Source organism: Limnospira sp. PMC 1279.21, from assembly GCF_032349615.1.
Lineage (GTDB): Bacteria > Cyanobacteriota > Cyanobacteriia > Cyanobacteriales > Microcoleaceae > Limnospira > Limnospira fusiformis.
Map to the genome: position 1 here is coordinate 1 of NZ_JARPLU010000080.1, position 22,204 is coordinate 22,204.

Here is a 22,204-nt window from a genome sequence, read left to right on the forward strand (position 1 = left end):
GCTATCGTTGCATTGTCCGGGAACAACCGGAAAAATGTCGCGTAAATGTATCAGACCCAACAGGTGGTAAAATCGGAAAGCTAACAGACCCAAGACTGTCCCCTAGGGGCCAAATGTATCAGTGTGTGAATTTAATTGCTGTGGGAACCTATGGATTTTTCTAATCTAGCAGCCCAGTTGAATGCTGGGGCGATTTTACCAGAAAGTATTGTATTGATCACTTTGATGGTGGTCTTGATCGGTGATTTAATTGTAGGGCGGACAGCATCTGCTAAATGGACACCATATGCCGCCATTGGTGGGTTGCTGCTGTCTATCGTGGCTTTATACTCCCAATGGGATAATACCAACACCCTAGCGTTTTTGGGGAGTTTTAATGCTGATCCTCTGAGTATAGTATTCCGGGGAATTATTGCCCTGTCGGCGGCGGTGACAATTTTGATGTCCGTTAGCTATATTGAACAAACGGGAACCGCTTTAGCAGAATTTATTTGTATTTTGCTGACAGCGACTCTGGGGGGGATGTTCCTGTCTGGGGCTAATGAGTTGGTGATGATCTTCGTCTCCCTGGAAACCCTCAGTATTTCCTCTTATATGCTGACAGGATACGCTAAACGAGACCCTCGGTCTAATGAGGCGGCGCTGAAATATCTGCTAATTGGGGCAGCTAGTGCGGCCGTGTTCCTGTATGGTTTATCGTTGCTGTATGGTTTATCTGGCGGTGAAACTAACCTAAATGCGATCGCCCAAGCCATTACTAATAATGGAGTAGGTGAATCTCTGGGGCTGGTAATTGCTTTAGTATTTGTAATTGCGGGAATTTCCTTTAAAATCTCGGCGGTTCCTTTCCACCAGTGGACTCCTGATGTGTATGAAGGTTCACCAACTCCTGTGGTGGCATTTCTATCGGTGGGGTCTAAGGCTGCCGGGTTTGCTTTAGCAATTCGTCTGTTATTAAATGCTTTCCCTGTATTGTCCGAACAGTGGCACTTTGTGTTTACCGCCCTAGCCATCCTGAGTATGATCTTAGGAAATGTGGTCGCCCTAGCCCAAACCAGCATGAAACGGATGTTGGCTTATTCTTCCATCGCCCAGGCTGGGTTTGTCATGATTGGGTTAATTGCCGGAACTGATGCGGGTTATTCCAGCATGGTATTTTACCTGTTGATTTACCTGTTTATGAACTTGGGCGGTTTTACCTGCGTGATTCTGTTCTCTCTGCGGACAGGTACAGACCAAATTAGTGAATATAGCGGTTTGTATCAAAAAGACCCCCTACTAACTTTGGGGTTGAGTATTTGTCTGTTGTCTTTGGGTGGTATTCCTCCCCTGGCTGGATTTTTTGGGAAAATTTATCTATTCTGGGCTGGTTGGCAAGCGGGGTTATATGCCCTGGTTTTACTGGGTTTAGTTACCAGTGTGGTTTCGATTTACTACTACATTCGGGTAGTGAAAATGATGGTGGTTAAGGAACCTCACGAAATGTCTGATGTGGTGAAAAATTATCCGCCAATTCGCTGGAATTTGCCGGGGATGCGTCCCTTACAGGTGGGTTTGGTTTTGTCGGTAATTGTCACCTCTCTGGCGGGGATTTTATCTAATCCTTTGTTTACCCTGGCTAATGATTCTGTGAGCCGTAGTCCCCTATTCCAACAGGCGGCTATTTCTCAGGCGGAAACTGTGGCAACTATTGATGTGATTTCTAGTCCGGCAATACTCGCTAAGGATTAGTGATTACCTGGTTTAGGGGCGGGTGATATCGACAGCTTTTTAGTTGGTCGCCAATCTGGCTAAACTCGCCCCAAATCATAGTAGTTGGCAGTAATTACCCCCGTTGGGCGATCGCATAATATCTCCACGGGGCGGGGTATCCTTCCATGGTTTCTTGGGGGTTTTCGGGGTTGAGAAACTCCTGTAAACTGTCGATATTAGCCCAGGGAGTCCGGCGTTGTTCTTCTACTGATAAAGGTGAGGCGAAAATACAGCGAACTTTAGTAAATCCTGCCCTAATCATCCAGGTTTCTAAACAGGACTGGGTGGGGAGAAACCAAATTCCTTTGGCGTTGGCGTAACGTTGGCGAGGGGTGAGGGCGATCGCTTTTTCTCCGGGGATACCCTGACAGTCGATGATGATTTCTCCTTTTGGGGCTAGGGCTTGCCGCATTTTTCGCAATAAACCAATGGGGTCGGTGTGGTGATAGAGAATACCTAAGCAGAAAATGGTATCGAAAAATTGGGGATAATAATCTATATGTTCGACTCCTAATAATTCAAAATGTAGGTTTTCCTGACGGACTAGGTTTTGCATTAGTTGGAAGTTCCAAAAGTGTTTGGCGTAGGGTTCAAAGCCAATTACACAATCGGGTTGCTGGTCTGCCATGCGAAACATATAATAACCATTATGGCAGCCAATATCTGCTACTTTTCGCTGTGTGAGGGGCTGAATATGGGGGGTAATTCTTTCCCATTTTAAATGCGATCGCCATTCCGCATCTATCAGCGTTCCAAATAATTCAAAAGGTCCTTTTTTCCAGGGGCAGAAAGTCTTTAATGTCGCCTCAAACCGCTGTTGCTGGTCTGGGGAAAGTTCCCCCAAGCGTCCGATTTTCACCACCGAACCCGAAAAATCAAACCATTGGGTTTGGATATCCTCAACTGCTTCTACTGCTTCTCTATACCGCTTGATTTTATCATCAAATAACCGAGGATAAGCCCATTGGCGCTGTTGCTGAATCCCATCACGGTTAATGTCGATATCATAGGCGGCTAAATAATCATCAGCATGGTACATATAATAATCCTGATTATCTGTCAAGTTTTTATCAATAATTAGGGAAGGTTTATTTGGGGTTATTTTAGAGCAATAAATGAGGTAAAATTGTGAAACTTTAACAAAGAATCAACAGCCGCAAAGCCACTGTCATGCAGCATGGCTACCTGTTGCATTTGAGTGAGGGGAATTAAGACATTTTCTAGGGCTTCCTTTTTGCGTTCAATCTCATTTTGAGCATAGCCATTTCGGGTTTTAAAGGCTTCATAATGGCGGGTCATGGTTTCCTGGAATTGGGGATAAGGCGATCGTAATTTTTCACTCAGGAATAATAAACCACCCGGAACTAACCCTTCATAAACCGCATTTAAAACCTGTTGTCTCTGGTGAACTGGCAGAAATTGTAGAGTATAATTCATCACCACAATACTACTATTTTCAAAACTACTATTTTCCGCACTTTGACAGATTAACTCTATGTCGTGGATGTCTTCTAAACCTGATAACTTTTCTTTAGCTTTCGCTAACATGGGTTCCGAGTTGTCAATACCAACTAGGGTAGCAGGTGTTTTTAAAAATCGCCCCAGTAACTCTAAAAACGTCCCCGTTGAACAACCCACATCAATAATTTTAGTACCAGGTTGATAATAGGCTTTCGTCCATTGTACCGCACAGGCGACCACTTCTTTATATAGGGGAACCGAACGGGAAACCATATCATCAAAAACCCGCACCACATCTTCATTAAAAGTAAAAGGTTTTGGCCAGGTTTCCTGTTCAAATAGTTGGTCTTTGTCGGAACTTAGATAAAGTTCTGTATCCCAGAAATTAGTCATAATTTAATTTTCCATATCGGGTCATACAATCATATTTTACAACCAACCTGCCTCCCCAACATCAATAATGACGGTAACAGACATTACTGATAATTTTTGCAATTTATAAATTTGATAATATCATGTAATAGTTCAACCATCAAATACCCAGATGAATATTATGTTTTTGGCTAAAGGTTTAGTTATTGGCTTCTCCATTGCTGCGCCAGTTGGACCCATTGGAATTTTATGTATTAGGAGGTCTCTTACTCAAGGTAAAATAGTTGGCTTATTATCTGGTTTGGGCGCGGCTACTGCTGATGCAATTTATGGCTTTATGGCTGGCTTTGGACTCACCGCAATTTCTAGTTTACTCCTCGGTCAACAAACATTATTAAGAATATTGGGCGGTTTATTTTTATGCTATTTGGGCTTAAAAATTTTTCGGGATAAACCAGCTAATGAGTCTGCTCAAATTAACCATAAACTCGGTGCTTATGCTTCCACATTTTTGTTAACTCTCACTAATCCCATGACGATTTTAGGGTTTATTGGTATTTTTTCGGGTTTGGGTTTAGGGGAAACCAATAACTATTTTGATGCCACTTTGTTAGTGTTAGGAGTCTTTTTGGGTTCCGCCCTCTGGTGGTTACTCTTGGTGGGGTTCATTGAATTATTTCGCGATCGCTTAAATTCTACTATTTTTCAATGGGTTAATCGAGTGTCTGGGCTAATAATTATCAGTTTTGGCATCTTAGCCATTGCTACAGTTATATGGCAATAAAACCGCCCTAGCTGGCGCACCCTCTGACCCGATAATTTTTAAAGGTAGACAAATTAACTGATATTCTCCCGGTGCAATTTCAGCTAAATTAATGCCTTCTAAAATAACCACTCCTGCAGTCAATAAGATTTCATGGGTTAAGGGACTATCATTAAACCTTTGAACTGAAAGATAGTCAACACCGACTAATTGAATACCAGCATCAACTACCCATTGGGCTGCATCAGCAGTTAAGGCAACATAATCTTGTTTAAATTCCGATATTCCTCGCTCCCAAAGCTGAGAATTGGCAGTTTTAAACAAGAGTCTTTCCGTGTCTTTGGGGATGTTTAATTGATTTAATAAATTAGCAGTAATTGCGGTAACATCAGCCACGGAAATTACTAAAGCCCGCCCGATTAACGTCTCTAATGATAGTTGTTCAACAGTAGGACCACCATCAATAAAATGAGAGGGGGCATCTACATGGGTTCCCACATGAACGCTGCTTGCCATTTTAGAAACATTTACCCCATGTTGGTCAATGGTTTTGGTAGACTCAAGTTGAAAGTTTAAACCTCCTGGCCAAGTAGGTAGTTGGGAGTGTAGACCAACGGAAATATCGAGTATTTTTACCATGTTGATAACTCCATTAATTGACAACTGCTATCTAATTATAGCATGATTTATCCTACTATTCATCTGATGACAATTCGAGCCTTTAATATTTTAAATAAAAATCACGAATTAAGGCGATAAATTCATCACTGTAAATGTGTCGATCTTTTTCAATTATCAAGGTGTGTGTCTGACAGGTTTTTGGAGTTTTTCCTAATTCCATAATTATGCGTTTCACGGAATGTGTAGCTGTGGGTTTGATTAACAATTGACGATCGCAATATAATCCGAAAGTGGCGGCGATTTCTTGAAACTTGATGGCGGCTGCTGTGGGATAAATTATTGCCAGTTTCCCGGTGGGTTTTAATAATTTGGTAGTTACTTGTAAAATATCTATCTGGGAGAGGCTGTCGCTATGTTTGGCGAGGGCTATTTGATGATTATCGGGTTTATAAGCATTGGCAAAAAAGGGGGGATTAGAAATGATTAAATCGTATTGTATATCACAGAAATCCGCATATTTTTGGATAGAATTATGATAGATTTTTAGACGCGATCGCCACGGGGAATTAGCTATATTTTCACTGGCTTGTATATAAGCATCTTTATCAATTTCTACTGCCTCAATTTCCGCCGGGGAACGTTGGGCTAAGATTAAAGCAATTAATCCGCTTCCCGTCCCAATATCTAAGATATTATCGACAGATTTTATATCTGTCCAGGTTCCTAATATTACCCCGTCTGTGCCGACTTTCATCCCACAGCGATCCTGAAAAATAGTAAACTGTTTAAACTGAAATTTATTGCTGACCATACCTAGGATTAATTGCGTAAAATTAAACTACCTGGGGTAACTTTTTTAATCCAGTTGGTGATGATAATTTGGTCACGATCGCCTTTTGTGATTGGGTATCCTTGGAGATTCTTAAATGTCACAGTTTCAGGAATATTAACTTTTTCTCCGGTGGGAATTACCACTTGATTAATTTCGGAGATATCAAAAGGACGTAGGACTTGGAAAACGATATATTTACCACTTTCTCCCCCCAATGCTTCAGCGACACATAAATCATTGCGATAATGGGAAATTTTGGATTTTGACTTCATTCGGGAGAAAATAGAGGTAGTTCGATTAGCTTTAAAAAATGGCGATCGCGCTTCAGTCTGCCAATGGTTTTTAAGGGTTACTGGGTCGGTGAAAATTTGCTCACATATCTGGTCAATATCTGGAGCTAAATTACCATTTTTCCCGAAATGTCTGAGGTCTAGGCGCAGGGTATGTAAACCCGCCTTTTGTAGTCCCTCAAGTTGATCTAAAATAAACCAATCTTTATCTAAAAATAGAAAAGTTCCGTGGTGAGTTTCTACCGCAGGAAGGGGGCGATCGCCATTTTCTTCTGCCCTAGCTTTGACCTCAAGAAAACCTTGATTATTCTCCTCTGATATATGTTCAGCTAATAGCGATCGGGGTGAGTAAAAAAGCAAAATTCTCCCCACCCCCAAGACTTCACAGGGTACTGGTAATTTCTGGCAATATTTAATTAACTTATTTTCGGGAATTTCAATTGATAAAATCAGACGTTCTAAACATCCAGCGAACAGTTCACACCATCCTGTTAATGCCTCAAAATTATGATTTCCTGTCTCTACAATTAACTGAATAGGTAATTGGGGATAATGAACGATTAACCATTCTGCCGCGCCGGGATCACATACTCGAATAGCGGCAAAATTTAGGATATCCCAATCACAGAGGCGATCGACAATTTGCATCATCACCCCTTCGGTCATTAAAATATCCCACACCAAAACCGGACGCAACCCCCGCTTTTTCGCCTCTTCCGCCAGAAAAAAAACCTCTGGCGCGGTTAACTTTCCCTGTCTAGCTAATAAAAAAGGTTCTAATAAAACCTCCCCCAAATTAGCTACCATAGCGCATCTATCTAAGTCCTCTAAACTACCCACAAAAGTATTAAATATCATCAATTATTATTCCCTAATTTTAGAATCTTAAATGGTTAAAGTTAATCACATCAATTGATTGGCTTTGCAGATAACTAGCTAATTTTAAATCATCCGTGAGAACTAGATATTGATTAGCAACTAAATTAATAATTCCAGAATCAGTCAAACCGTATTTTGAGAAGTGGTCTAGTTTAACAATACGGTGACTTTCCAGATAAACTTCAGTCAAGTTATCGACAATACTTGCGAACACTGCCAAACATTTGTTTCGCTCATCTCCGGCTAGTTGGTTAGCTAAACTGTTCACCTCTGTGAGAATGTTTGGAGTGGTTACAATTAAATGAAAATCAGATATAATTCGGATTAACAAATCGTAGTCTTCGGTAGAAAATTGCTGGGTTCGCTTAAATCGAGAAATGCGATCACGATTGGTAGCACCCACAAACCACAAGAGTAAAATATTAGTATCAACTAAAATTCCCTTAGATCTGTACCGTTTAAATAAAATATCTAAATCGCGAATCATACCTGTCTAATTTTCATGGATTTAACCTGGCTAGTTTCGGCATCCACCTTAAATATTTTATACTCTCGCCGATAGCGAGAAGTCTCCAAAACTTCACCCAAAGGATCTTCTAATCTATCGGCTGGACGAGTAAAGCCTAAAGTAATCAACCAAGATTGATCATCCTCAGAAAGTTCGACTTCTTCGACTCTCAAATCTTGAATATCTAGGTTGCCCATAGTCTCCCATAGAGAAATAAGATATTGTTTGGCAGCGATCGCCGCTGCTTTAACATCAGTTTTCATGCTCCACGTTTCCCGGCTATTTAAAGCAATTAGTTTATTATAGCATCAATTATTCCCTAATTAACTACCAGTAACCATAGAGTATGGGGCTGTTATTTCTACTTTGGATGGAGATAATCTCAGCAAATGCAGTTGGTGAACCTGCGCCAATTCGGGGAATTTTGGAATACAAACAATACCATCTTTTCGCATAAAATTAATCTCCTCACCGACTACGGAAAATAAACTATTAACTTGATAATTAATAGGCTGACCATGGGGCAGGATAAACTCGACTTTATCTCCCACAGATAAAGGTTCTACCAATTTGATAGCGATCGCCTCTTCAGTCGTATCTAAAACCATCCCTAAATAATCATGAGTTCCGGTATTATTTCCGGCGGCTTGCTCAAAAACCGAACCCTCACCCGCCGCCGTTTCTAGGGAACCAGAAAAATAATCCCTGTGGGGAATTGACTGTAAATCTGCCGCTATTTCCTGCAATAATTCCGGGGTTAACTCACCTTGAGAATAAGCATCAATCGCCCGACGATAGGCTTTACAAGTCATCGCTACATAAAAGGATGATTTCATCCGTCCTTCAATTTTTAGGGAACAAATGTGATGTTTGAAAAAATCACCGACCTGATAGATACCCCACAAATCTTTGGAGGACATAAACGTAATGGTAGAATCCTCAGAAGATAGTTGATAAGGAAGGCGACAAGATTGAATACATCCACCTCGGTTAGAATCCCGTCCGGCGGTATAATTAGAAATGGTACAATGTCCAGAATATGCCATACACATCGCCCCATGAATAAACATCTCAATTTCTAAGGGTGCTGCTTGGGGATTTTCGGCTGAGAATTTAGCCCGCATTTGACCAGCTTCGGTGATGCTAACTTCCCTACCTAAAATTAGGCGATCGACCCCAAATCTAGCCCAGAGTCTGGCTGCATATCCATTTAAACAGGAAGCCTGAGTTGATAGGTGAATTTTCAGATTAGAACAGTTGTTAATAACTCGCATAACTCCCAAATCGGAGACAATGACTGCATCCACATTGAGCTGTTCTAACAGTTGACAATAATCCCCAAATTCGCTAAAATCTTCATCATGGAGGAAAGCATTTAAAGTTACATAAACTTTAGCCCCCCGTTCATGGGCAAATGTGACACCTCTCTGTAAATCTTCGGGGCTAAAATTATCAGCCCTAGCTCGCAATCCATAATTTTGACCGCCTAGATAGACAGCATCTGCGCCATAGGTAATGGCAACTTGTAATCTTTCTAAATTCTTGGCTGGGGCTAATAGTTCTGGTTTCCACATAATCAAAAAACTGCTTAACTAACTGGTGTCTGATTAACTTCTAAAATCTCTCTAACGGTTCGCCCATCTCCTTGAAATCCAAAATACCATAAAGCTGTCGCTGCTTCCGCCCTGGTGACAGTTCTTTGCGGTTGAAATAGGGTAGTAAACCCAAACACTCGCCGAATATTAGCATTATCTCCATTATCAAAATCTGCTAAAATCGCCCTGATGGCATTACTATTAATTTTGGAGGCATCCTGAAATCCCCAACGTTGTTCAACGGCATCTACAGTCCCTTGGGGTAAGCCTTGGCGGATATCTAAGGGGACCTTCCAAAGGATTAAATACTCGCGGGTTAAGGGGGCATCTGGGCGGAATTGAACGGCGGTAGTATCCCCAGATAAAGAACTAGGAATTAAGCCAGCTTCAGCTAATCCTTGAATTTCGGCAAAATAGGGATGATTGGCGGGAACATCGGTAAATACAGGTTGACTACTAGAAATGGATAAACGAATTTGTCTACCTGGAATATCAGCATAAATCTTATTGTTTGCTTGGACTAAAGCGCGGGCAAATTCTCCCCTGGTAATAGCTTGGTTAGGATTAGGAAAATTTTGCTCAAAAACACCTAGTTTGGCGACATCCATAGCAAACTGTTTTAATTCCTGGGGAATGTCGCCAGTTGTAGAAGGGGTGGGGGTAGGGGTGGGAGTAGTTTCAGGTTCTGGGGTAGGACTTGAAGTGGCGGCTGTAGGGTCAGGAGACTCTGGGGACTCGGAAGGGGTAGGTTGGGGTTGAGAGGCGATCGCTTCTGGGTCGCGAGAATAATCTATAGAAAACTTAGTTTTTCCCTCTAATACTTGGTCTAATTTGAGGTTAATTGTTACCTGTAAATCCTGTTTAGTCGCCACCAACAAACCATCACTTTCTTGGTCAGCATTGCTAACTATTTCCCAGCCATCTGATGCCAATCTATTTTGGTAGTAGGTTCTGACGAAATCAATGGGGTCGGTGGTTCGCCAAACTGTTGAGGTTTTTTGTGTATCGCTGGCGGCGAGGGTGACATCTTGTAAGCTGGAACCGGGATAAATGGAGATTTCCTGGGGGAAATTTTCGGGTAATTTCAGAAAATCATCAGGGGGTGAAATAGGCTGATTTTCTGTGGCAGCCGATTCCTGAAAAGGGGGATTTTCTTGGAGTTGTGGATCTGCTTCTAAAGATTGTTGTAAGGAGTCTCCTAGGGTACTGTTGGCACAACTACTTAATAGGGCAGTTATGCCGATGATGGGGATAAGTTTGATTAAATATTGGCTGATAATTTTCACGATTTTTGGTGATAAATGGGTTGATAATTACTCAAAAAATGGCTGATAATTTAATTGGGAACAGTTACGGGAACCCCATTTTGTTTGGGGCTAAGTCCTAGAATAAAGGGAACTGCTTTTTTTACCCATTCCTGTGGGGAATTAAAAGCGGCTGCATCTTCCCCATAACAAATTTCTAACATATCTGTGTGAATAATTCCCGGACTCATGGGAATGGCTGCTAACCCTGGGGGAAGTTCCTGCGCGAGGGCTTGGGTTAACCCTTCGATCGCCCATTTTGAGGTACAATAGGGGGCTACCTGGGGAGAAGTAGATCGCCCCCAACCGGAACTCAGATTAATGATGATACCGGTACCCCGTTTCATCATGGCGGGGACTAGATAGCGGATCACATTTGCTACTCCTTTAATATTGACATCAATCACCTGATTAAATTCATGGGGTGGCACTTCCCACAGGGGCGCAAGTGGATTAATTATAGCAGCGTTATTAATGACTATATCGGGGGCCGGATAATTTTTTAATAGGTGATTAATCCAATTTTCTACGGCTTGAGGTTCTTCGACATTAACTACTTGAAAATTATGGGGTTTTCCATATTTTTGGGTCAGCAGGTCTATGGGTTCCCGGGAACGAGCGCAACCAAGAACGGTATGTCCTAAATCAATAAAACTCTCGGTCAAAACTCTACCTAAACCTCGACTTACTCCAGTAATTAAAATAATCTTACTCATCATTAACTCCTATTTAGCCATTAATTAGTGTAACAGATAATCGTTTAAATTGCCATAATAAACTCTATCAATTTGTCAATATGTTCTGGTTCATGGGTTGCCATTAAGGAAATCCGCAGCCTGCTGGTGGTGACGGTGGGGGGGCGAATGGCGGGGGCAAAAATTCCCTGCTGTTGTAATTTTTGGGCTACCTGTAAAGCGATCGCTGCATTTTTTAGGGGGTAGCATAAAATGGGGGAAGTAAAACTGGTAAAGCCGGAAAAATTGGGATTTTCAGAATTATCAATATTCTTTAATTTTGCCTGAATAGTTGCCACATTTTCCCATAATTTAGCGCGTCGTTGGGGTTCTTGTTGGACAATTTTAATTGCTGTTAAAGCGGCTGCTGTATCGGCTGGAGTTAAACCCGTTGTATAAATCCAACTAGGGGCGCGGTTTCGCAAAAAATCAATGGCTGTGGCTGAACCTGCTACATAACCTCCCAAACTTCCTAAAGCCTTACTTAGGGTTCCCATTTGTAACAGGGGAGTCCCGGTCAAATGGAAGTATTCGACACAACCCGCGCCATTTTTTCCAAAGACTCCGGTAGCGTGGGCTTCATCGACTAATAACATACTATCAAACTCTTGGGCGAGTTCTACTAATTGTGGTAGGGGGGATAAATCACCGTCCATACTAAACAGAGTGTCGGTAATAATTAGACTTCTGCGGTGTTGGTGGCGATGATTTTTTAACAGGTTGGTTAGGTGATTAATGTCGCTGTGGGGATAGTTAAAAACGGTCGCGCCGCTGAGTTTTGCCCCCATTTTTAAACTGGAGTGGTTATACTCATCAGAGAGAATGATATCTCGCTGATTAACGAGGGCGCTAATAGTGCCAATATTAGCTAAATAACCGGAACTAAAAACTATGGCATCTTCGGTATTTTTGAGGTTGGCGATCGCCAATTCTAGCTGTCTGTGCAATTCCCGATGTCCGGTTAAAAGTCGCGAGCCAGTGGTTCCTGTCCCCCACTCACGGGTCGCATTCATGGCGGCTTCTATTAAACGTTTATCCCCTGCTAAACCCAAGTAATCATTACTGGCAAAATTGAGCATTTCTCGCCCATTTACAGTAATGATAGGACCGGGAAGACTAGCAATGGGTGTAACGGAACGATACCAATTAGCCTGGTGAATGGTATTGAGCGATCGCTGCATCCACCCATAAGCATCTTTAACCATAACTCGTTTTTTTAATCGGGGAAATTCATCAATGTTCAGAGGGGTTAATAGTATCGATATCCGCACTATTTCCGCGCACGGAAGGCAGTCTTTCCACTAATCCCATATCAAAGGCAATATCTGGCAACTCCCCCACCATATATTGTCCGGCTTGCCAAATGCGATTAGGGGTAAAACACATCTGGCGCAGTTCCACCACTTCCGTGGGTTCAAACATTTCCCTACACATTCTTCTTTCTAGTCCCATTCTTCTATAATCTCCTCTTTTTTGATTCTATGACGGGCGTGTTTTAGGTCATTACTATTAATCATTTTACCACAGTGGGGGCATATAAATGTAGTGACTTGATATTTTTGGGCTTTTCTTTCCTCAATGACCTCCGCAAAGCCAGAGGCGATAATACCTGCGGGAAGTGCAATAATACCAATACCAGTGATGGCGAGAACCGCCCCCAATAATCTCCCCCAGGGGGTAATGGGATAAACATCACCATAGCCAACGGTGGTCAATGTGACTACCGCCCACCACATGGCTAAAGGAATATTAGCAAACTGTTCTGGTTGGGCTTCATTTTCCAAAAAATAGATGATACTCCCGGAGAAAAATAACATAATTAGTACCATACCCAGAGTCATAATTAACTCTTCTTTTTTATTGTTTAAGACACTTTTAATCAGGTTAAGTGATTTCAGATATCGAGTCAGTTTAAAAAACCGCAAAAATCGAATCAAACGAAATAAACGCGCCGCCCTCATATCGGGAATCATCATCGGCAAGAAAAAGGGTAAAACTGCGATTAAATCAATTAAAGCCAAAGGGGTAAACATATATTTAATTCGTCCCCACAATGGATGCTTGTAATGTTCATCTATGGTACAAGACCACAGCCTTAAAAGATATTCGATGGTAAAGGACGCAATGGAAAAATATTCAAAGTTTTGGAATAAAAAATAATATCTTTGTCTAAAATTAGCGACAGTAGCCAAAGAAACTGCGATGACATTGAGGACGATTAAAGTAATAATAAAAAAATCAAAAATTTTACTAAATGAATCATGGATAGTCCAGACTTCTAAAATGAGGAAAAGTCGTCTTTTTAATTTTGGTAGCATGATTCATAAACCCAGCTAATGTGATGACTTTATTATAAAACACGAAAAGCAGCGATCGCGTAATGATTACCCGATCGCCACTTTCACAATTGTCAACTTAGGGAATAGCCCCAGTCTTACCGACTCAAGTTAGCATCCTGTAGTTCCCCAGGACGCACCGCGATTTGTTCCGTAGCATTTCCTCGTCTCACTTCCAGTCTTAAAGGCTTCCCAATTTGGGCTTTTTCGACAACCCTCTGTAGTTGGTCTGCTTGAGTAATGGATTTACCATCAATTTTAGTCACCACATCACCGCGACGTAAACCGGCGTTGGCGGCTGGACTGTCAGGAATAACCTGAACTACCAAAACTCCATCAATTTCAGGAATCATCACCATGGAGTTAGGATCACTATTAAACTCCTGAGCTAATTCTGGTGTTAAAGTAATCATCCGAATACCAATAAAAGGATGAGGGATTCTTTCACCCCTGGCTAAATTGTCTTTAATAGCCTTAGCGGTATCAATAGGAATGGCAAAACCAATCCCTTGACCATCAGCGCGAATGGCTGTATTTATGCCAATTACTTCCCCTTGTTCATTTAACAAAGGTCCCCCAGAATTTCCAGGGTTAATAGCGGCATCTGTTTGGATAAATTCTAGGCGTTTATCAGGGATTCCTACCTGAGAACTAGGGCGGTTTAAAGTGCTAACAATTCCTAAAGTCACGGTATTATCTAATCCGAGGGGATTACCAACAGCGATCGCCCAATCTCCTACCTGTACTTCCGCCGAATTTCCCAACTTAGCCACTGGTAAATTATTACCATTAATCTTAACCACCGCTAAGTCAGAAGGTTCATCAGCGCCTTTAACTTCTCCTTGAAATTGGCGACCATCTCGCAGGGTGACGGTAACTTTATCTGCACCTCGGACAACATGGGCGTTAGTTAAAATCATCCCATTACTGTCCACAATAAAACCCGAACCTTGTCCCCGTTGTTGATATTCCCGGGGAAATTGTGGCATATCTTCCCCAAAGAAACGCCGGAAAAATGGATCATCAAAAAAAGGTTGAGGAATATTAGTAGAAACAGTCCTTTCTGTATCCAATCGCACTACCGCCGGACCCACACGATTGACAGCATCGGAGACAAAATTTCCGACCCTTTGGGGGACACGCGCCACGGTTTCCGGTGGCGTATTTGATGCCATTACTACTTCCTGCTTAATGGTCGCCTGGGCTACAGGGGTTAACCAATCAGGAAACAATCGCAGGAATCCTAAAGTTAACCCTACACTCAACACAATGGCGATCGCATAACCGCCAAACTGACCAAAATTAGATCCTTTTTTGTCTTGCATTAACCAGTCTCCCAACAAGCATTTGATTATATTTTAGATAGCCGGCCACAAAATATCACTAGCTGTTTTAAACCAGCCATTCACCTTGCGCCATAACCTTTCAGGCTGATCATCTACCACCTCAGAGGCGATAGTTTCCACATCTACAACTGTGGCATTTTCCCAATCGTCCCGTTCAAAATTCCGAATCGGACGGGTAGAAGATGCCATATTTTCCGATTCAATTAATTTCCTTTTCACCCAGTCACGAACTTCTCCGGTTTGATTGATTACCAAATTTTCCCAGGTAGTTTGAGAGTTCATAGCTTCTCCTTTTGGTGAGTGGTTATACATCTTACTTAATTAAGCCAATTTTCTAGGTTTTGACGAGGGTTAAAACTGCTGATTTGTTGTAGTTCTTGGTATAGTTGTCGTTGGCGATCGCTTAAAGTTTTCGGTGCTACCACCTTGAGCCGCACAATCTGATCACCTTGTCCCCCTTTAGGAATCGGCCAACCCTTACCTCGCAGCCGCAGAGACTGTCCCGATGCCACCCCTGGGGGAACCTTCATTGTCACCTTACCCGAAGGGGTAGGAACCTGAATTTCCGCCCCTAAAACTGCCTCCTCTGGAGTAATTCCCACCTCACAAATTAAATCATTTCCATCAAACTGAAAAAACGGATGTGGTTCCAGTTCAACAGTCAAATATAAATCCCCTCTTTTTCCAGAAGTCGGACTAACTCCCCCCTTTCCTTTTAAGCGAATCCGACTATCAGGCTTCGCGCCTGGGGGAATTTTAACCTTAATTGTTTCTCCATCCAAGTTAAATTTCTTTTCCACCCCCTTAAAAGCCTCCGAAAAAGTCAGAGGCAATGTGGCCGTAAAATCGCGGGGCGGTACTTGTTCATAACCCCTATTACCGCCGCCAAAAAAGTCGCCAAACTCATCAAAAGCACTATAACCGCTACCATTGGGATAGCCGTAGGGCTGGCGAGGATTACCGCCAAACCTGCCTAGTAACTCATTAATAAAGTCATCAAAATTACCATATTGGTTAAAGTCAAAATCACCTACCCCTCCCGGTGGTGGTCCCGCACTAGAAGGGTCCCAATATTTCCCAAATTGATCATACTTCTGTCGTTTATCGCGATCGCCAAGAACCTCGTATGCTTCATTAATATCCTTAAATCTTTGTTCCGCAGCGCGATCGTTAGGATTCACATCAGGGTGATATTTCCGCGCTAAGTTCCGGTAGACTTTTTTGATCTCCTGTTGACTGGCATTCTTATCCACCCCCAAAATCCCATAATAATCTTTATAGTTCATTTTAGATGACATCAGCAAGCACCTCCTTCGCACGCTTATCTACAAGATAACAAAATTGGGAATTGGGTTCAAAGCCAGATCACCTTTACTTCCCCATTCCCAACTTATTACCTCTTATATTAGCAGTCTAGTCGCTGGTTTGGTGGGTTCAGAGTACATATCAGCCAGCCAGATCAGCATTCAGTTATGGTCGAAAGGGAAGTCACCTTCCCTAACTCCAATTCAAAACCGTGCTTGATATTTTCACATCACACGGCTCCTGATGTGGATACCCTATTGTCAGTAGGAACAAGGTTACGACCCCTCGCTTTATGACTTCAACTTTAGGAGCTTTATGCCACACGTAGTCTTTAAACTCGTTTTCGCCACTATACTCCTATTTATTGCAGTCTCTATATCCACACCGTGACTAGTGGGCATATCCCAACCATTACAGTTAGGCATTGGCTTTCAGTCACATCCTTTCCCCTTATGGGCATACGCTTACACTTTTCACTACTTTACGAGATGTACTCGCAGAGAGCCCAATAGGGGTTTAAACGTTCCGTATATATGGGCATTCCATCTTTAGATTTGTCCTATCCACCGGGGTACATTTAAAGGTCTGTGTAGGTAGTATAGAAAGACTCCTACTTTTCCCCTTACTCTTTTGAGCGCAGCGTGTCAACCTATTTCGCTACTTTATAATGACGATGGTTCAGGCCAGACATTCGGTTTCCCTAATCATGGATGGTTGGCAGTGGTCGGATTTTGGGAATAGGTTTTCCCTCACGCCTTCCGTTCCCCGCTTAAATCCCAGATTTGTGATTTCTGAAACTTGGGGTGGCTATCGCCGTTACTCTTTCCCATAATCGCTCCAAGTAAGTTATAATACTCCTCCTAGGTAATACTTGGACGGTGTATTGCGATTTCTTAAAATGGGATTGACCATGAGTTCCCTACCTTGCTTAGAATCACACCTTCCTAAGCGTTGGGACATATATACAGTTAAGGGGTAAACTGGTTGACAGTTTATCTCCCTCTAGGAGGTTATTTCAGGCATTGCAGCCTTATTTCACTCCTAAACGTCTCGCACCTCCTAAACGTCTCGCACCTTCACCTACATTATAACTGATTTAAGCCAGATCGACCTTAACCACCCGATTTTTTTCTTCCTCAGCTTTAGGGAGAGTCAGGCTAAGAATGCCATCTTTATATTCTCCATGAACATTAGTATTTTGGACCCGAATTGGTAGAGGAATCACCCGGCGGAATTTACCATAGCGAAACTCACTGCGGGTTACTCCTTTTTCTTCCGTGTGTCTTTCTAATTTCCGTTCCCCACTGATAGCAATAGAATCCGCTGTTACCTGTACATCAATATCTTCGCGATTCATTCCGGGAACTTCTAATTTCAGATGTAAGGCTTCCGGCGTTTCCTGAAGTTCCGCTGCTGGTACAAATGCAGAACCCACATCTTCCGAAGTAGTAGTTAAGCTATCAAACAAGTGATTCATTTGACGTTGCAGAGTGTCAATTTCCCGGAAAGATTCCCAATTAAAACTAATGATTGCCATAATCTTTGCTCCTGTTTTATATCCTGGTTTACTTGAGGTTATCTCTTACCTCTTGTCTTACAGAATAGTCAATTTATCTTAGTTTTGGATTCGGTTTTAAACACTGAGAATATGGCAATAACCGAACTGCTTTAGTTTCCCTTGGTGGTACGTTAAACCGTACCTTAATGGTCGTGAAAAGTGAACCCACCCCCATCATTCATTAATCCAGATAGTACCCCGGTCTCAGCCGGATTTCCGACTTGCCTTGCCTTTTCCCCAGAAGCAGCGTTATATTTAGACAATCCACACTCTGAGGGTACTGAGGGTACTATGAAAATTTGGGTCAACGAACAGCTAGATCCCAATGGTATTGTCTATTCTTGCATTGCTTGTTGTGACGAAACTCAAGCTATGGAATGTCATGAGTCTTTCCAAAACAATCTCACCGAAACTCAAAAGCAAATGGGTTGGGTCGCCAAACTCCGCACTGTCGAGTCTTGGGATGATGTCCCTGTTAGCGCCTTAAAACTCAATTAGCACCCCCATCAAATTAAAATCCAGCCCCAAAGTACCGGGCTGGATTATCTAAATATTCTCGGTGAGACTTACTAAAAACCCATTAACCTAGTCAGTCTTTTGAAAGTCTAGGGAAGCCGAATTCATGCAGTAACGCTTTCCTGTCGGTCTTGGTCCATCCTCAAAAACATGGCCTAGGTGAGCATCACACTTAGCACAGAGTACCTCTACCCGGCGCATAAACAAACTATTATCCTGTTCATATCGGACACTATTTTCCGAAACCGGTTCCCAAAAACTTGGCCATCCCGTACCGGAATCATATTTGGTTTCTGAGGTGAATAACTCATTACCACAGCAAACACAACGATAAACACCCTTTTCTTTGTGATCGTAATATATGCCAGTAAAAGCGCGTTCAGTCCCCTTTTTCCGGGTGACTTTGAACTGTTCTGGTGTTAGCTGTTGCTTCCACTCTGCATCAGTTTTTTGTACTTTCTCAACCATAAATGAGTCACTCCGATTTGTGTTCTCCCAAAGCCTAACTTAAAGCCTAACTTAAAACCTAATTCAACGCCAGCCATTTTTGAGCATTCAGGCGCTGAACCACCCCAAACACCAGCAAATCTAAAGTAATCCGGCGCTCATCTCCCAAAAATCCCTCGATCGCCGATGGTTGAGTACCATTAGCCGCCCAGGAAAAAAACTTTGGACCCTTAATATCTTCTTGGGGAAAGTAGATATTAAACTTCCGTGCGCCACCTTCCCAGCTTCCCGTCACCTGCCAACAATCTTCTGCAATTTGTAGGCTAGGCGGAAACTTAGCCTTGACTAATGCCACATCGAGATCTGTAATTCCCTGTTCCTCCAGGGCTTTCTTAACCGCCGGAATATAATGATTTTCGATAAACTCTGGAAACGGCTTATCCTCCACTGCGGGGGGTTTCTCCTTTTTCGCCTTGGCGGCCGGTTTTTTCTTTTCTTCTTCTGACATCGATAGTTCCTGAGTTACAATTCACCCAAACGTATTCTATCGCTATTCGATCGCGATCGCCTTCCCCCAAAAAACCTCCCCACCTTCCACAACAGTCAATTTCCCCACCCTCAAATAATCACATCAGTTTTGCTAATCTATGCCCCTCCATCTATTTAATATTCCAAAGATTGTTAAGAATTAATACATTTTTATTGCTAATCTCTCGCAAAAAGTTGACGAGATTCTGGGGGTTATGGTATCCTCAGATAAATCGCATCCAAGGGCTTCCTGTGTCTTGATGCCAAAATAGAGGCTACAACCCTCATTATATCGTCGCCTAAATTATTCTCTCACCACAAGTTAAAATTCACGATGCACGAGTTTGGAAGCCAAAAGCGATCGCCATTTTCTGAGATGTTGACAAAATCGACATTATGTGAATAGGATGCAATTTTCCGCAGTGAGGGAATTTAAAGGATGTTAGCGAGTGCGATATTAATCCTAGTGATGGGTTTTTTTGCTGGGGAACTTGCCCGCCGATTAGGTGCGCCGCCTCTAATTGGGATGATTTTGATTGGCATTATCATGGGTCAGGAATTTGGCAACTTAATTAGTCCAGAAGTCCTAGGGGCTGCCGACGATCTGCGACTGGTAGCGGTAATGATCATTTTAATGAAAGCAGGTCTAGGACTCGATCGCTCTAAACTAGCGCAACAAGGAACAGTCGCCCTCCGGCTAGGATTTTTCCCCGCTTCAATAGAAGCCTTAGTAGTAGCGATCGCCTCAATGTTCCTATTCAATTTTGACTTCATGACAGGTCTACTATTAGGCTGCGTAGTCGGCGCAGAGTCACCCGCCGTTATTGTCCCCGGAATGTTGCGCCTAAAAAGCCTAGGCTGGGGTGTGACCAAAGGCATTCCCGACGCGATTTTAACAGGTAGCGCCTTATCAGATGTCCTGCTATTATTAGTATTTAGCCTACTGCTAAACTTTCTGGGTTCAGGAAGTACAGAAGCCATTAACCTAGGGTTCATCAGCCTATCATCCTTACAAATTCTACCATTCCAAGTAATCCTAGAAATCGTCCTAGGATTAGTAGCAGGTTTCCTAGGCGCGCGATTATTAGTATTTCTATTAGTCAAGCAGACCTGGACGCGCAACGTAGTTCAAGACATAATCATCGCCGCCAGTTTAGGACTGTTTCTGGTAATTTTCAGCAACACCTTTCCCTACTACTCCGGCTATCTAGCCGTGATGGCGATGGGATTCTTTTTAATCGAATTTGATGCCCCCCTAGCGCGATTAATCCGCAATAGTTTTGATGTATTGTGGATAGTAGCGGAAATTGTTTTATTTGTAATCATGGGGGCTACCATTCAGTTACAGGTTTTAGGGGATGTCTTATTACCGGGTTTATTATTAATAGTAATTGGTCTGGTAATAGGTAGAGGAATAGGCTGGTATTTATCGACATTAGGGAGTAATTGGAATCGCCAAGAAAAGCTGTTTTTATTGCCGGGAAATATGGCAAAAGCCACCGTACAAGCGGCTATTGGTGCTTTACCTTTAGCGGCGGGAATTGAGGGAGGGGAAATAATTTTAGCGATCGCCGCCTTATCAATTCTAGTAACCGCCCCCTTGGGTGCTTGGTCTACCCAAGTATTTGCGCCGAAACTCTTAGAAAGGGGAGAAGTAGACCCCACCAAAGTAGCCGTTAAAGGTCATCCAGTTTTATTAGCTGCTGTAGACCCGTCACCCCTATCAACTTCCGTATTGCTAAAAGCCGCCGACCTAGCGCGGCGCAGCCATGGTCAAATCATCGTTTTATATGTAGATAATGTGGGAGACGAACCGGGAAGATTACAACTAGAAAAACAAGCGCACCAACTTCTAGCAGATATCCGCTTTGAATTTATGGTATTATCAGGATTAGTACCAGAAACCATTGTCAAGACCGCCGCCAGTCGCGGGGTGACTGATGTAGTAATTGGTACCAAATCCATGAACGGTAAAAAGATGATGGTTAACTCAGTCTCTCAAGCCGTTTTAGAGATGAGTACAATTCCGGTAATTACCGTATAAGGAAACCAGAGAAAGTAGAGACAAGGCGGGTGTCTTATCTCTACAATTGGGTAGTGTTAAATCTCAGCGTAAGCACGTTCAATTAAACGTCGCGCCAGAGTTTGAATACCGGTATGAGTGTAGTAGTTAGTGGTCATGTCGAGGAAAGCCGCCACATAATCCAACTTATCGTCAGCGATATCGACAAAACTCTGAAGGTGGCTAACCACCTTAGAAGGTGTCAAATCATGATCGCTGACAAAACCACTCATCCAACCTGTGACGGAATTAAAACTTTCCTGAACAAAATGCAGCTTTCCGTCTGGGTCTCCCCCAGGAATCATGGGATTAATCCGTTTAAAACCCTCACTTTTCTCCAATTCAGAGGGAGTCAAATTCGCAATAATACTCAACCCCTTTTGAATAAAATCGGGACCCAAAGGGATTAACCCATCCAAACAGACCAAAGCCGCCATACGCATGATAGACTCGCCGCCATAGTTAGCGAGAGAGGCGACAAAATCGCCGATACTATCCCCAGGAATGCCATTAATTTGGCAAAAGGCGACCAATTCAGTGACCACCTTTAAAGATAAATCGATCGCCTGTGCTTTATCAGCTTTGGGGGTCAAGTTCCCCAGGAAACCGAGAAAACTGACATTCTGGCTAATTTTATTAGCCAGCGCCGCCGTCCCTAAAGCGGTCCCCGCACTGTCAATAGTTTGATATAGCCAAAGTGCGCGTTGGTAGCCCTGAGATTTATCATTATAAAGCCAGAGGGCGCGTTCACTGATATCCTGAATCAGACCCGGATCATCCTCGCCAGTGATAGTTTTAACGGTATTTTCAAAACCTACCAAATTATCCCACTGACCAGGAACTGCAAAATCTAGCCCCCGCAACACCATTACAGTTATCCCACCAGTAGGGAGTTCATCAACCAATTCAATAATAGACTTACTCACAATTCAGACTCCTTGCTGATACATTTACGCGACATTTATCCGGCTATTGCCTGACAATGCGACGATAGC

The 22,204-nt window shown here is 42.7% G+C and carries 26 protein-coding genes; 6 read left to right on the top strand and 20 right to left on the bottom strand.

Features of this window, described 5'->3' with window-relative positions:
• Positions 1-150: 150 nt before the first annotated feature.
• Positions 151-1,731, top strand: a complete 1,581-nt coding sequence (locus P5683_RS13425) for an NAD(P)H-quinone oxidoreductase subunit N (RefSeq protein WP_006670041.1) — start codon at positions 151-153, stop codon at positions 1,729-1,731.
• A gap of 94 nt (positions 1,732-1,825) precedes the next feature.
• Here P5683_RS13425 and cmoB read toward each other — a convergent pair whose 3' ends face one another.
• Both cmoB and cmoA read right to left on the bottom strand, forming a co-directional pair.
• Positions 1,826-2,815: a tRNA 5-methoxyuridine(34)/uridine 5-oxyacetic acid(34) synthase CmoB gene (gene cmoB / locus P5683_RS13430; RefSeq protein WP_235720252.1), complete on the bottom strand. Its 990-nt coding sequence runs from the start codon at positions 2,813-2,815 to the stop codon at positions 1,826-1,828.
• 35 nt (positions 2,816-2,850) lie between these two features.
• A complete protein-coding gene (cmoA, locus tag P5683_RS13435) occupies positions 2,851-3,606 on the bottom strand; it encodes a carboxy-S-adenosyl-L-methionine synthase CmoA (protein ID WP_006622443.1) in 756 nt (251 codons plus the stop codon).
• Between the two features lie 151 nt (positions 3,607-3,757).
• On the opposite strand from cmoA, the gene P5683_RS13440 reads away from it, so the two are divergent.
• Positions 3,758-4,369, top strand: a complete 612-nt coding sequence (locus P5683_RS13440; protein WP_108615160.1) for a LysE family translocator — start codon at positions 3,758-3,760, stop codon at positions 4,367-4,369.
• On the opposite strand, the gene P5683_RS13445 is transcribed toward P5683_RS13440, so the two are convergent.
• From P5683_RS13445 to P5683_RS13495, 11 genes are all read right to left on the bottom strand, one after another.
• Positions 4,340-4,987 carry a cyclase family protein gene (locus P5683_RS13445; RefSeq protein WP_006622445.1) on the bottom strand — a complete coding sequence of 216 codons (648 nt, stop codon included), beginning with the start codon at positions 4,985-4,987 and terminating at the stop codon, positions 4,340-4,342. The genes P5683_RS13440 and P5683_RS13445 overlap by 30 nt on opposite strands.
• An 82-nt stretch (positions 4,988-5,069) precedes the next feature.
• Positions 5,070-5,780, bottom strand: coding sequence for a tRNA1(Val) (adenine(37)-N6)-methyltransferase (locus P5683_RS13450; protein ID WP_006622446.1), 711 nt, complete (start codon positions 5,778-5,780; stop codon positions 5,070-5,072).
• Between the two features lie 8 nt (positions 5,781-5,788).
• A complete protein-coding gene (locus P5683_RS13455) occupies positions 5,789-6,949 on the bottom strand; it encodes a U32 family peptidase (RefSeq protein ID WP_315640158.1) in 1,161 nt (386 codons plus the stop codon).
• A gap of 19 nt (positions 6,950-6,968) precedes the next feature.
• Positions 6,969-7,457 (bottom strand): PIN domain-containing protein, encoded by a 489-nt coding sequence (locus P5683_RS13460; RefSeq protein WP_315640156.1) that lies wholly within the window; start codon positions 7,455-7,457, stop codon positions 6,969-6,971.
• Positions 7,454-7,741, bottom strand: a complete 288-nt coding sequence (locus P5683_RS13465; RefSeq protein ID WP_006622448.1) for a hypothetical protein — start codon at positions 7,739-7,741, stop codon at positions 7,454-7,456. Before P5683_RS13465 ends, P5683_RS13460 begins: the two co-directional genes overlap by 4 nt.
• A 60-nt stretch (positions 7,742-7,801) precedes the next feature.
• Positions 7,802-9,052, bottom strand: coding sequence for a U32 family peptidase (locus tag P5683_RS13470; protein ID WP_315640154.1), 1,251 nt, complete (start codon positions 9,050-9,052; stop codon positions 7,802-7,804).
• A 14-nt stretch (positions 9,053-9,066) separates the two neighbouring features.
• Positions 9,067-10,359 carry an S-layer homology domain-containing protein gene (locus P5683_RS13475; protein WP_006622450.1) on the bottom strand — a complete coding sequence of 431 codons (1,293 nt, stop codon included), beginning with the start codon at positions 10,357-10,359 and terminating at the stop codon, positions 9,067-9,069.
• 50 nt (positions 10,360-10,409) lie between these two features.
• Positions 10,410-11,093, bottom strand: a complete 684-nt coding sequence (locus tag P5683_RS13480; protein WP_315669451.1) for an SDR family NAD(P)-dependent oxidoreductase — start codon at positions 11,091-11,093, stop codon at positions 10,410-10,412.
• 44 nt (positions 11,094-11,137) lie between these two features.
• A complete protein-coding gene (gene bioF / locus P5683_RS13485; RefSeq protein WP_006622452.1) occupies positions 11,138-12,316 on the bottom strand; it encodes an 8-amino-7-oxononanoate synthase in 1,179 nt (392 codons plus the stop codon).
• A 28-nt stretch (positions 12,317-12,344) separates the two neighbouring features.
• Entirely contained in the window at positions 12,345-12,563 is a 219-nt protein-coding gene (locus P5683_RS13490; RefSeq protein ID WP_006622453.1) for a hypothetical protein, read from the bottom strand.
• On the bottom strand, positions 12,554-13,378 hold the full coding sequence (locus tag P5683_RS13495) for an ion transporter (RefSeq protein WP_396442802.1): 825 nt from the start codon (positions 13,376-13,378) through the stop codon (positions 12,554-12,556). Before P5683_RS13495 ends, P5683_RS13490 begins: the two co-directional genes overlap by 10 nt.
• Here P5683_RS13495 and P5683_RS26460 point away from each other — a divergent pair.
• Positions 13,314-13,448 (top strand): hypothetical protein, encoded by a 135-nt coding sequence (locus tag P5683_RS26460; RefSeq protein ID WP_396442567.1) that lies wholly within the window; start codon positions 13,314-13,316, stop codon positions 13,446-13,448. The two genes, P5683_RS13495 and P5683_RS26460, sit on opposite strands and share 65 nt — an antisense overlap.
• Before the next feature lie 97 nt (positions 13,449-13,545).
• On the opposite strand, the gene P5683_RS13500 is transcribed toward P5683_RS26460, so the two are convergent.
• Genes P5683_RS13500 through P5683_RS13510 form a run of 3 tightly spaced genes read right to left on the bottom strand, consistent with a single transcriptional unit; the run spans position 13,546 to position 16,091 of the window.
• Positions 13,546-14,772 (bottom strand): HhoA/HhoB/HtrA family serine endopeptidase, encoded by a 1,227-nt coding sequence (locus tag P5683_RS13500; protein WP_006622455.1) that lies wholly within the window; start codon positions 14,770-14,772, stop codon positions 13,546-13,548.
• Between the two features lie 33 nt (positions 14,773-14,805).
• Positions 14,806-15,075 carry a hypothetical protein gene (locus P5683_RS13505; RefSeq protein WP_006622456.1) on the bottom strand — a complete coding sequence of 90 codons (270 nt, stop codon included), beginning with the start codon at positions 15,073-15,075 and terminating at the stop codon, positions 14,806-14,808.
• 35 nt (positions 15,076-15,110) lie between these two features.
• Positions 15,111-16,091, bottom strand: coding sequence for a DnaJ C-terminal domain-containing protein (locus P5683_RS13510; protein WP_006622457.1), 981 nt, complete (start codon positions 16,089-16,091; stop codon positions 15,111-15,113).
• Positions 16,092-16,771: 680 nt separating this feature from the next.
• Here P5683_RS13510 and P5683_RS13515 point away from each other — a divergent pair.
• A complete protein-coding gene (locus P5683_RS13515) occupies positions 16,772-16,930 on the top strand; it encodes a hypothetical protein (RefSeq protein ID WP_193520604.1) in 159 nt (52 codons plus the stop codon).
• Positions 16,931-17,194: 264 nt separating this feature from the next.
• Here P5683_RS13515 and P5683_RS13520 read toward each other — a convergent pair whose 3' ends face one another.
• The gene (locus tag P5683_RS13520) at positions 17,195-17,635 is read right to left on the bottom strand and encodes an Hsp20/alpha crystallin family protein (RefSeq protein WP_006622459.1); all 441 of its coding nucleotides are present in this window, start codon (positions 17,633-17,635) and stop codon (positions 17,195-17,197) included.
• Between the two features lie 312 nt (positions 17,636-17,947).
• On the opposite strand from P5683_RS13520, the gene P5683_RS13525 reads away from it, so the two are divergent.
• Positions 17,948-18,154 carry a hypothetical protein gene (locus tag P5683_RS13525; protein WP_006622460.1) on the top strand — a complete coding sequence of 69 codons (207 nt, stop codon included), beginning with the start codon at positions 17,948-17,950 and terminating at the stop codon, positions 18,152-18,154.
• 87 nt (positions 18,155-18,241) lie between these two features.
• Here P5683_RS13525 and msrB read toward each other — a convergent pair whose 3' ends face one another.
• Positions 18,242-18,640 carry a peptide-methionine (R)-S-oxide reductase MsrB gene (msrB, locus tag P5683_RS13530; RefSeq protein ID WP_315640148.1) on the bottom strand — a complete coding sequence of 133 codons (399 nt, stop codon included), beginning with the start codon at positions 18,638-18,640 and terminating at the stop codon, positions 18,242-18,244.
• 58 nt (positions 18,641-18,698) lie between these two features.
• On the bottom strand, positions 18,699-19,127 hold the full coding sequence (locus tag P5683_RS13535) for a DUF2996 domain-containing protein (protein ID WP_006622462.1): 429 nt from the start codon (positions 19,125-19,127) through the stop codon (positions 18,699-18,701).
• 459 nt (positions 19,128-19,586) lie between these two features.
• Between P5683_RS13535 and P5683_RS13540 the strand changes: the two genes are divergently transcribed.
• Positions 19,587-21,191, top strand: a complete 1,605-nt coding sequence (locus tag P5683_RS13540) for a cation:proton antiporter (RefSeq protein WP_315640147.1) — start codon at positions 19,587-19,589, stop codon at positions 21,189-21,191.
• A 56-nt stretch (positions 21,192-21,247) separates the two neighbouring features.
• Here the strand turns inward: P5683_RS13540 and P5683_RS13545 are convergent, their stop codons facing one another.
• Positions 21,248-22,135 (bottom strand): hypothetical protein, encoded by an 888-nt coding sequence (locus P5683_RS13545; RefSeq protein ID WP_315640146.1) that lies wholly within the window; start codon positions 22,133-22,135, stop codon positions 21,248-21,250.
• Positions 22,136-22,204 lie beyond the last annotated feature (69 nt).

Excerpts from the sequence above, each read along its gene's own strand:
- P5683_RS13470 (WP_315640154.1), bottom strand. The coding sequence starts at position 9,052 with ATGTGGAAACCAGAACTATTAGCCCCAGCCAAGAATTTAGAAAGATTA.
- P5683_RS13450 (WP_006622446.1), bottom strand. The coding sequence starts at position 5,780 with ATGGTCAGCAATAAATTTCAGTTTAAACAGTTTACTATTTTTCAGGAT.
- P5683_RS13440 (WP_108615160.1), top strand. The coding sequence starts at position 3,758 with ATGAATATTATGTTTTTGGCTAAAGGTTTAGTTATTGGCTTCTCCATT.
- cmoA (WP_006622443.1), bottom strand. The coding sequence starts at position 3,606 with ATGACTAATTTCTGGGATACAGAACTTTATCTAAGTTCCGACAAAGAC.
- bioF (WP_006622452.1), bottom strand. The coding sequence starts at position 12,316 with ATGGTTAAAGATGCTTATGGGTGGATGCAGCGATCGCTCAATACCATT.
- P5683_RS13445 (WP_006622445.1), bottom strand. The coding sequence starts at position 4,987 with ATGGTAAAAATACTCGATATTTCCGTTGGTCTACACTCCCAACTACCT.
- P5683_RS13490 (WP_006622453.1), bottom strand. The coding sequence starts at position 12,563 with ATGGGACTAGAAAGAAGAATGTGTAGGGAAATGTTTGAACCCACGGAA.
- P5683_RS13525 (WP_006622460.1), top strand. The coding sequence starts at position 17,948 with ATGAAAATTTGGGTCAACGAACAGCTAGATCCCAATGGTATTGTCTAT.
- P5683_RS13480 (WP_315669451.1), bottom strand. The coding sequence starts at position 11,093 with ATGAGTAAGATTATTTTAATTACTGGAGTAAGTCGAGGTTTAGGTAGA.
- P5683_RS13505 (WP_006622456.1), bottom strand. The coding sequence starts at position 15,075 with ATGAACTCTCAAACTACCTGGGAAAATTTGGTAATCAATCAAACCGGA.
- P5683_RS13455 (WP_315640158.1), bottom strand. The coding sequence starts at position 6,949 with ATGATATTTAATACTTTTGTGGGTAGTTTAGAGGACTTAGATAGATGC.
- P5683_RS13540 (WP_315640147.1), top strand. The coding sequence starts at position 19,587 with ATGTTAGCGAGTGCGATATTAATCCTAGTGATGGGTTTTTTTGCTGGG.
- P5683_RS13500 (WP_006622455.1), bottom strand. The coding sequence starts at position 14,772 with ATGCAAGACAAAAAAGGATCTAATTTTGGTCAGTTTGGCGGTTATGCG.
- P5683_RS13425 (WP_006670041.1), top strand. The coding sequence starts at position 151 with ATGGATTTTTCTAATCTAGCAGCCCAGTTGAATGCTGGGGCGATTTTA.
- P5683_RS13460 (WP_315640156.1), bottom strand. The coding sequence starts at position 7,457 with ATGATTCGCGATTTAGATATTTTATTTAAACGGTACAGATCTAAGGGA.
- P5683_RS13515 (WP_193520604.1), top strand. The coding sequence starts at position 16,772 with ATGGTTCAGGCCAGACATTCGGTTTCCCTAATCATGGATGGTTGGCAG.
- msrB (WP_315640148.1), bottom strand. The coding sequence starts at position 18,640 with ATGGTTGAGAAAGTACAAAAAACTGATGCAGAGTGGAAGCAACAGCTA.
- P5683_RS13535 (WP_006622462.1), bottom strand. The coding sequence starts at position 19,127 with ATGTCAGAAGAAGAAAAGAAAAAACCGGCCGCCAAGGCGAAAAAGGAG.
- P5683_RS13510 (WP_006622457.1), bottom strand. The coding sequence starts at position 16,091 with ATGTCATCTAAAATGAACTATAAAGATTATTATGGGATTTTGGGGGTG.
- P5683_RS13520 (WP_006622459.1), bottom strand. The coding sequence starts at position 17,635 with ATGGCAATCATTAGTTTTAATTGGGAATCTTTCCGGGAAATTGACACT.
- P5683_RS13465 (WP_006622448.1), bottom strand. The coding sequence starts at position 7,741 with ATGAAAACTGATGTTAAAGCAGCGGCGATCGCTGCCAAACAATATCTT.
- P5683_RS26460 (WP_396442567.1), top strand. The coding sequence starts at position 13,314 with ATGACATTGAGGACGATTAAAGTAATAATAAAAAAATCAAAAATTTTA.